This window comes from Geodermatophilus sp. YIM 151500 (assembly GCF_025716945.1).
In the GTDB taxonomy this organism is placed as follows: Bacteria; Actinomycetota; Actinomycetes; order Mycobacteriales; family Geodermatophilaceae; genus YIM-151500.
In genome coordinates this window covers 145312-152854 of the sequence record NZ_JAOVZT010000008.1, presented here as the reverse complement: position 1 = coordinate 152854, position 7543 = coordinate 145312, and the positions used below count along the sequence as shown (strand labels likewise).

Below are 7543 nucleotides of genomic sequence, written 5' to 3'. Positions count from 1 at the left end.
CGGCTGGCCGGGTGAGGTCGCGGGACGGCTGGGGGAGGCTGCCGGGGCCGGCTGGCCGGGTGAGGTCGCGGGACGGCTGGGGGAGGCTGCCGGACGACTGGGACCCGCAAGCGTGCCGTTGGATACGGAGAGCCCGGTTATCGATACCCAGCGGCCCTTGGACCGCCAGGAGCGCTCCGCCGCAACTTCCACCTCTAGGGTATGGACGCCTGCCACTAGGGGGCGACTGGTCCACAGGGTGGTGTTCAGCCGTGACGGCCGGTAAAGGTCCACCCTGCTGCCCGGCCGCCCGTCCACACTGACCACGCCGATGCCATGGTTTGAGGCCTTGAATCCTCGCCAAGAAACGGTGCCCCCTCCGGGGCCGATCGTGAAAGTGAATGATGCCGTGGCACCCCGGGTGCGGGACGAGCGCTCGGAGGGCCCACCAGGCCACTTTCCCGAGTAGACGATCGACGAACTGCCGGAGTGGACGGCGGGAACGCCATCCGAGCGAGCCGGGGCGGCCGACGCAGGCGACAGGACGGCCCACCCCGCGACCATGGTCGCCACGGGCAGAACAACGCCGAGCAATGCCAACCATCGGCGATGTAGAACGCGATACACAACGGACTCCTGTCGCGCGGACGGCTGCCGACCAGGTGGATGGCCGTCCGCGGGCTTGAACTAGGGGGGTCAGCGGAGGGACAGGCGTCGGCCACGACGTGTTGCTCTGTGGCCGTGAGCCAACAGCGACGCTCGTCGCTACTTGATGTAACTGTCCCACAGCTCTGTGGTGATGACGACTATGCGGTCTGCAGAGCAGCCTGTCTAGCCTTGGCTCGGATTGCCGCCGCCCGGACGCGGCTGGCCGGCGTCACGCCCACCGCGGCGGCGATCCGTCGTCGCGATGCCGAGCTTGCCGCGCGCACTCGCGCGGAAGGGCGCCGCGTAACCACCGCGCGCTAGGCCGCTGGCTGCGTCAGCCCCGTTAAGGCGGCCGGCCGTCGACACCGCCACGGTCTGCGGCGAGGCCCGGCTGGACGGCAAGTACCTGCGGGGCACCTTCGACCCCGACCGCTCGGCCGAGACGTCGCGCTGGGCTAGCTAGCGGACGACGGAGCGGGCGTGCCCGTCCTGCTCGACGAGCCGCTCGCGCTGGGGGACGACGGTGTACTTCGGGTCCTTGGCCGACGCCATCCCGGCTTCGTAGACACCGAAGCGGGTCAGCAGCGATCCGGCCGCCAACAGCGCACCTGACGCAACGGCTCCCAGCCGGCGGCGGCCGGCCAGCAGGGTCAGCCCAGCCCCTGCCGCGGTGCACGTCCGCGCCGCCTTGAGGTACTTCCCCGCCTTGTCCTCCCGGTAGGGCTCGCTGACGATCCCGTGGTCGTGCTCCACCTTCTGCATCACCGCGAGCTCCACCGCCGCCCCGGCCACCGCCATCGCCCGCGACGGCGCCGCCTCCTCCACCGGCGCGAACACCATCGTCAGGCCGCCACCCGCGGCCAGCGCCGACCCGGCGAACACGAACGGCAGCTGCTTGCCCGGCTCCTTCCACGACGGCACCGCGGTGTTCGCGAACAGCACCGCGGTGTAGGTCGCCATCGGCGCACCGAACAGCGCCGCCACCGCGCCGCCGAACTGCTTCAGCCGCGGGAACCAGCCGAGCAGTTCCACCGCCGCCGTCGCCCCGGTCGCCGCGCTGAACGGCGCCAGGATCCACGACCCCACCGACAGCGGCGAGGTCGGCTTGAGCACCCGCAGCATGTTCAGGAACCGCTCCGGCCGACCCAGGTCGTGGATCAGCCAGCCCACCGACAGCACCGACCCGCCTCCGGACACCAGCCGCGACACCCGCGCCAGCACCGGGCGCCCGGTCAGCTCCGAGAACGCCCCCAGGATCGCCGACGTCCCCGCCGCCCCACCCAGGAACAGGTACAGCGGGACGTCGGGCGTCTTCCACACCGGCGCCTTGATCACCGGCCGCCCGTAGTAGGAGGAGAACTCGACGTCCTGCACGACGGGCGCCCCGTCGGCCGCCGCCGCGCGGAAGCCCACGCCGCCGCCCGATCCGTGGCCGTTCCCCCGGCGGCGGCGCCGCTTCTCCCGGTCGTGCGCCGCCGGGCCGTCGGCCCGCCGCCAGCCGGCTCCCGGGGACGCCGTCACTTCCGCCCCCGCGACCCGAGCACCGCCGTGCCGATCACGCCGACGATCATCGCCGCGGCAGCCCCCGCCGACTTCCACAGCGACGGCAGATCCCGGGTGGGCACCACCGGGTCCGGCGGCAACCCGTACACCTCGGGCTCGTCGAGCAGCAGGAAGAACGCCCCCGCTCCGCCGACGCCGTCGTTCTCGTCTCGCCCGTAGAGCCGGGCCGACTCGACGCCCTGCTCACGCAGCGTCGCCAGCCGTGCGTCGGCCCGCGCCTGCAGTTCGTCGAGGTTGCCGAACTGGATCGACTGGGTCGGGCACGCGGTGGCGCACGCCGGCATCAGCCCGTCCAGCGTCCGGTCGTAGCACAGGGTGCACTTGAACACCCGGCCGTCGCCCTCGCGCTTGTCGATCACCCCGTACGGGCAGGCCGGCACGCAGTACCCGCAGCCGTTGCAGATGTCGCCCTGGACGACGACCGTGCCGAACTCGGTGCGGAACAGCGCCCCGGTCGGGCAGACGTCCAGGCAACCCGCGTGCGTGCAGTGCTTGCACACGTCCGAGCTCATCAGCCAGCGCACCTCGCGGTCGGCCGACCGCCCGGTCTGCGGGTCGAACTCGGTCAGCGCCTCGGCGTTCAGCACCCCGGTGTAGGCCGGCGTCGTCCCGTCGGCCGGCAGGTCGCCGTCCGCGTGCCCGGGCGCCTGCGACTCGCCGAACCGCCCGGCACCGGGCGGCCCGACCTGCGGCATCGGCAGGTCGACCGGGCGACTCTGCTCGACGAACGCCACGTGCCGCCACGAGTTGGCGCCCAGCATCCCGGTGTTGTCGTAGGACATGCCCGACAGCCCCATGGCGTCGCGGACACCATCCGCGTCGTCCATCGGGAGCATGTTCCACTCCTTGCAGGCCACCTCGCAGGCCTTGCACCCGATGCACACCGAGGTGTCGGTGAAGAAGCCGATCCGCTGCGGGTGGTCGGCCTCGTAGCCGGCCTCGCCGCTGACGTCGGGCAGCGGCCCGAACAGCCGGTTCTGCCGATCCCGCCCGGAGAACACCGGGCTCGCCGAGCTGACCGAGGTCACGCCGGCTCCTTCCACGTCGCTGGCTGTACCGAGGTATATCCTCCGGGCATGCCCAAGGTCATGGTCTCGCTGCCGGCCGACCTGCTCGCCGACCTCGACCGCGAGGCGGCCCGGCGCGGCAGCACCCGCAGTGGGTTGCTCGCCGTCGCCGTCCGGCGGGAGCTCGACCAGCAGGACCCGGCCGAGTTGGACGCCCTGCTCGAGCGGGCCCGGGCCGCGATGCGGACGACCGGCCCGTTCGAGGCAGCCGATCTGGTGCGCGCCGAGCGCGACCGGTGATCCTGCTCGTCGACACCTCGGTCGCCCTCAAGTGGGTGCACGAGGAGGGCGAGTCCGAGGTCGAGCCCGCGCGGCGCCTGCTGACCGCCCATCGCGCCGGCACCGCCCGCGTGCTGCTCCTCGACCTCGCGGTCTACGAGTTCGGCAACGTGCTGCTGCGCGCGCTCCGGCAGCCCGCGGCGGTCGTCACCCAGCAGCTGGACCTGCTGCGCCGGCTGTGCGGCCCCCTGGTGCACCCCGCACCCTCGTGGCACGCCGAGGCCGCCGCGCTCGCGGAACAGCACGCCCTGACCTTCTACGACGCGAGCTGGGCCGCCGCCGCCCGGGCGCTCGGCTGCCCCCTCGTGAGCGCCGACCGTGCGCTGCTCGGCAGCGGCCTGGCCGTCACCCCGACCGACGCGGCCGCGCGGATATGAGGGGTGGCGGACGGCGTCGGACGTCACGTCGCGTCCTCCACCGGGGCCCGGCCACCGACCGGCACCAGCCCCGACTTCACCCCGGCCTTCCGGCGGTGCTCCTCGACGAAGTCGACCAGCGCCTGGCCCCGCGGACGGCGGCCCGGCCGGATGTCGCAGCTGGCCACCTTCGACTCCTGGATGTGCACGTTCGGGTCCATCACCACGGCCAGCAGGTCGTTGGCCGAGTCGCCGACCGACAGGCCCTGCTCCCCCCAGTGGTACGGGACGCCGATCTGGTGCACCCGCCGCCCGTCGCGCATCTTCAGCGGCCGCATCCGCTCGGTGACCAGCACCTTCGCCTCGACCGCCGTCCGGGCGGTGATCAGCGTCGCCCACTCGCCGTTCTCCAGCCCGCGCTCCTCGGCCAGCTGAGGGCTGACCTCGACGAAGAACTCCGGCTGCAGCTCCGACAGGTAGGGCAGCGTGCGGCTCATCCCGCCGGCGGTGTGGTGCTCGGTGAGCCGGTAGGTGGCGAAGACGAACGGGTACGCGTCGTCGGCGGACGTGTTGAGCCGGTTCCACGCGGCGTGGATCTCCTCGCGGGCCGGGTTCGCCTGCTGCTGGTACAGCAGGTTCTCCACGGGTGACTCGGCCGGCTCGTAGTGCGTCGGCATCGGGCCGTCGGCCAGGCCCGCCGGCACGTACAACCACGCCTTGCCGTCGCTCTGCATCACGAACGGGTCGGCGCCGCCCAGCGCGTCCTGCGCCTTGGCGTCGTCCGGCGGCACGTAGTCCGGGCGCTTGGTCCTCTCGAAGTCCGGCACGTCGGGCCCGGTCCACTCGCCGGCGTCCTCGTCCCAGTAGACGTACTTCTTCCGCTCGCTCCACGGCTTGCCGGAGGGGTCCGCGCTGGCGCGGTTGTAGAGGATCCGCCGGTCGGCCGGCCACGCCCAGCCCCACTCGTTGGCCACCCAGTCCTGCTCGCGGCCGGGCTTGCGCCGCGCCGACTGGTTGACCTCGTCGGCGTAGACGCCGGTGTAGATCCAGCAGCCGCCGGTGGTCGAGCCGTCGTCCTTCATCTCCAGGTAGCTGGACAGCGCCCTGCCGTCGCCGTCCCACCCGTTGATCTCCCGCAGCACCGCCTCGGCGTCGGGCTCGGCGTGCTCGCCGTGCTCCGGGTAGTCCCAGGTCAGGTCGAGGATCGGCCGGTCGCGCGGATCGGTGGAGCCAGCCAGCTTCTCCCGGATGCGCTTGCCCAGGTGGTAGTAGAACCACAGGTCGCTGCGGCAGTCGCCCGGCGGGTCGACGGCCTTGTGCCGCCACTGCAGCAGCCGCTGCGTCTGGGTGAAGGTGCCCTCCTTCTCCACGTGCGTCGCGGCGGGCACGAAGAAGACCTCGGTGGCGATCCGGTCGGTGACCAGCTCGCCGGTCTCGATCTCCGGCGCGGTCTTCCAGAACGTGGCCGACTCGATCATCTGCAGGTCGCGGACGACCAGCCACTCCAGGTTGGCCAGCGCGAACCGCTGCATCCGGCCGTTGGCGTGCCCGACGGTCGGGTTCTCCCCGACCAGGAAGTAGCCGGGCACCTTGCCCTGGATCATGTCGGCGCTGGTCTTGTACGTGCCGTGGTCGCCGGTCAGCCGCGGCAGGTAGCCGAACGCGAAGTCGTTCTCCGCCGTCGCCGCGTCGCCCCACCAGGCCTTGAGCAGGCTGACGGTGTAGGCGCGCATGTTGCCCCAGAACCCGCCGCGGCCCGCGCTCGAGGCGCAGAACCTGTCCAGGTCGAGGTGCTCGCGGGCGTGCGGCATCGGGATGTAGCCCGGCAGCAAGTTGAACAGCGTCGGGATGTCGGTCGACCCCTGGATGCTGGCGTGCCCGCGCAGCGCCAGGATGCCGCCGCCGGGCCGGCCCATGTTGCCGAGCAGGGCCTGCAGGATGGAGCAGGCGCGGATGTACTGGACGCCGACGGTGTGGTGGGTCCAGCCGACGGAGTAGACCCAGGACGTCGTCCGCTCGCGGTTGCTGTTGGCGGTGACCGTCCGCGCGACCTCGAGGAAGACCTCCGGCTCGATGCCGCAGATCTCGCCGACCATCTCCGGGGTGTAGCGGGCGAAGTGCCGCTTGAGGATCTGGTAGACGCAGCGCGGGTGCTGCAGGGTCGGGTCGGTCTCCGGCCGGCCCCGCAGGTTGGCCGAGCCCTGGCCGCCCTCGTACTGGTCGGCGTCCTTGATGTCCGAGGTCTCGCCGGCCTCGACCTCGCCGCTGCCCCGCTGGTCCTCACCGGCGTCGGGGGCACCCTCGGTCGGGTCGCCGTCCTCGGTCAGGTTGTCCTGCACCACGCCGTCCTCGGCCTGCCGGAACGCCGAGCCGCCCGGCAGGGTCGGCGAGCGCTGCCCGGACGCCGGGTTCACGGCGAAACCCTCGTACTGCCACGACGTCTCGTCGTACTGCCGCGTCTCCGGGTCGAAGCCGGAGAACAGCCCGTCGAGGTCCTCGGTGTCCCGGAAGTCCTCCCGCACGATCGCCGACGCGTTGGTGTACGCGACGACGTACTCGCGGAAGTCGAGCTCGTTCTGCAGGACGTGGTTGATCAGCCCGCCGAGGAAGGCGATGTCGGTGCCCGCCCGCAGCGGCACGTGCAGGTCGGCCACGGCCGACGTCCGGGTGAACCGTGGGTCGACGTGGATGACCTTCGCGCCCCGCTGCTTGGCCTCCATCACCCACTGGAAGCCGACCGGGTGGCACTCGGCCATGTTGGAACCCTCGATGACGATGCAGTCGGAGTTCACCAGGTCCTGCTGGAAGGTGGTCGCCCCACCGCGGCCGAACGAGGTCCCCAGACCGGGGACCGTGGCGGAGTGCTATATGCGCGCCTGGTTCTCGATCTGGATCGCGCCCAGGGCGCTGTAGAGCTTCTTCATGAGGTAGTTCTCCTCGTTGTCGAGGGTCGCCCCTCCGAGGCTCGCTATCCCCATGGTCCGGTTGACCTTCAGCCCGTCGTGCTTGTCCTGCCAGCCCTTGCGGCGGGCGTCGAGCACGCGGTCGGCGATCATGTCCATCGCCGTGTCGAGGTCGAGGTCCTCCCACTCCGTCCCGTACGGACGGCGGTACTTCACCGTGGTCACCCGGCTCGGGCTGGTCACCAGGCCCTTGGTCGCGCTGCCCTTCGGGCACAGCCGGCCACGGCTGATCGGCGAGTCGGGGTCGCCCTCGATCTGCACGATGCGTTCGTCCTTGACGTAGACCCGCTGACCGCAGCCGACGGCGCAGTAGGGGCAGACCGTCTGGACGACGCGGTCGGCGGTCGCCGTGCGCGCGGTGACCTTCTCCGTGCCCGTGCTGCGCGCGGCCGTGCCGCGGCCCAGCGGATCCGAGCCGGTCAGCTGCCGGTACACCGGCCAGGAGTCGAGCCAGGTCTTCACGATCAGCACTCTGCCACCGGGCCGGGGACCCGGCACGGCGACCGGGGCCGGTCGGCCGCGCGTGACCGGATCGTGACCGTCGGGACAGCCGCCACCGGTCGACCCGCAGGTCCGGACGGCGGACGGCGCGGACCCCGGCTCGGCGGACACCCGGCGGCGTCCCGCCCGTCCGGGTGACCCGCCGTCGCGGCGGCTCCAGCACCCGCACCACCGTCCCGAAGCATCC

General features: G+C 72.2%; 4 protein-coding genes and 1 pseudogene. 2 read left to right on the top strand and 3 right to left on the bottom strand.

The annotated features are described in order from the left end of the window. Positions 1–1086: 1086 nt before the first annotated feature. Positions 1087–2148, bottom strand: coding sequence for an NrfD/PsrC family molybdoenzyme membrane anchor subunit (gene nrfD, locus OF117_RS14930; protein WP_263553632.1), 1062 nt, complete (start codon positions 2146–2148; stop codon positions 1087–1089). Next, positions 2145–3218: a 4Fe-4S dicluster domain-containing protein gene (locus OF117_RS14925; RefSeq protein ID WP_263553631.1), complete on the bottom strand. Its 1074-nt coding sequence runs from the start codon at positions 3216–3218 to the stop codon at positions 2145–2147. The genes nrfD and OF117_RS14925 overlap by 4 nt, the downstream gene beginning before the upstream one ends. 48 nt (positions 3219–3266) lie before the next feature. Here OF117_RS14925 and OF117_RS14920 point away from each other — a divergent pair, with 48 nt between their 5' ends. Then, positions 3267–3497, top strand: a complete 231-nt coding sequence (locus OF117_RS14920) for a type II toxin-antitoxin system HicB family antitoxin (RefSeq protein ID WP_263553630.1) — start codon at positions 3267–3269, stop codon at positions 3495–3497. After that, positions 3494–3913, top strand: coding sequence for a type II toxin-antitoxin system VapC family toxin (locus OF117_RS14915; RefSeq protein WP_263553629.1), 420 nt, complete (start codon positions 3494–3496; stop codon positions 3911–3913). The genes OF117_RS14920 and OF117_RS14915 overlap by 4 nt, the downstream gene beginning before the upstream one ends. A gap of 23 nt (positions 3914–3936) precedes the next feature. Here the strand turns inward: OF117_RS14915 and fdh are convergent. Continuing rightward, positions 3937–7323 (bottom strand): annotated as a pseudogene (gene fdh, locus OF117_RS14910) (formate dehydrogenase). Between the last annotated feature and the right edge of the window lie 220 nt (positions 7324–7543).

What these genes read in the sequence shown, in the direction of transcription:
- OF117_RS14920 (WP_263553630.1), top strand. Translation starts at nt 3,267, where the DNA reads ATGCCCAAGGTCATGGTCTCGCTGCCGGCCGACCTGCTCGCCGACCTC.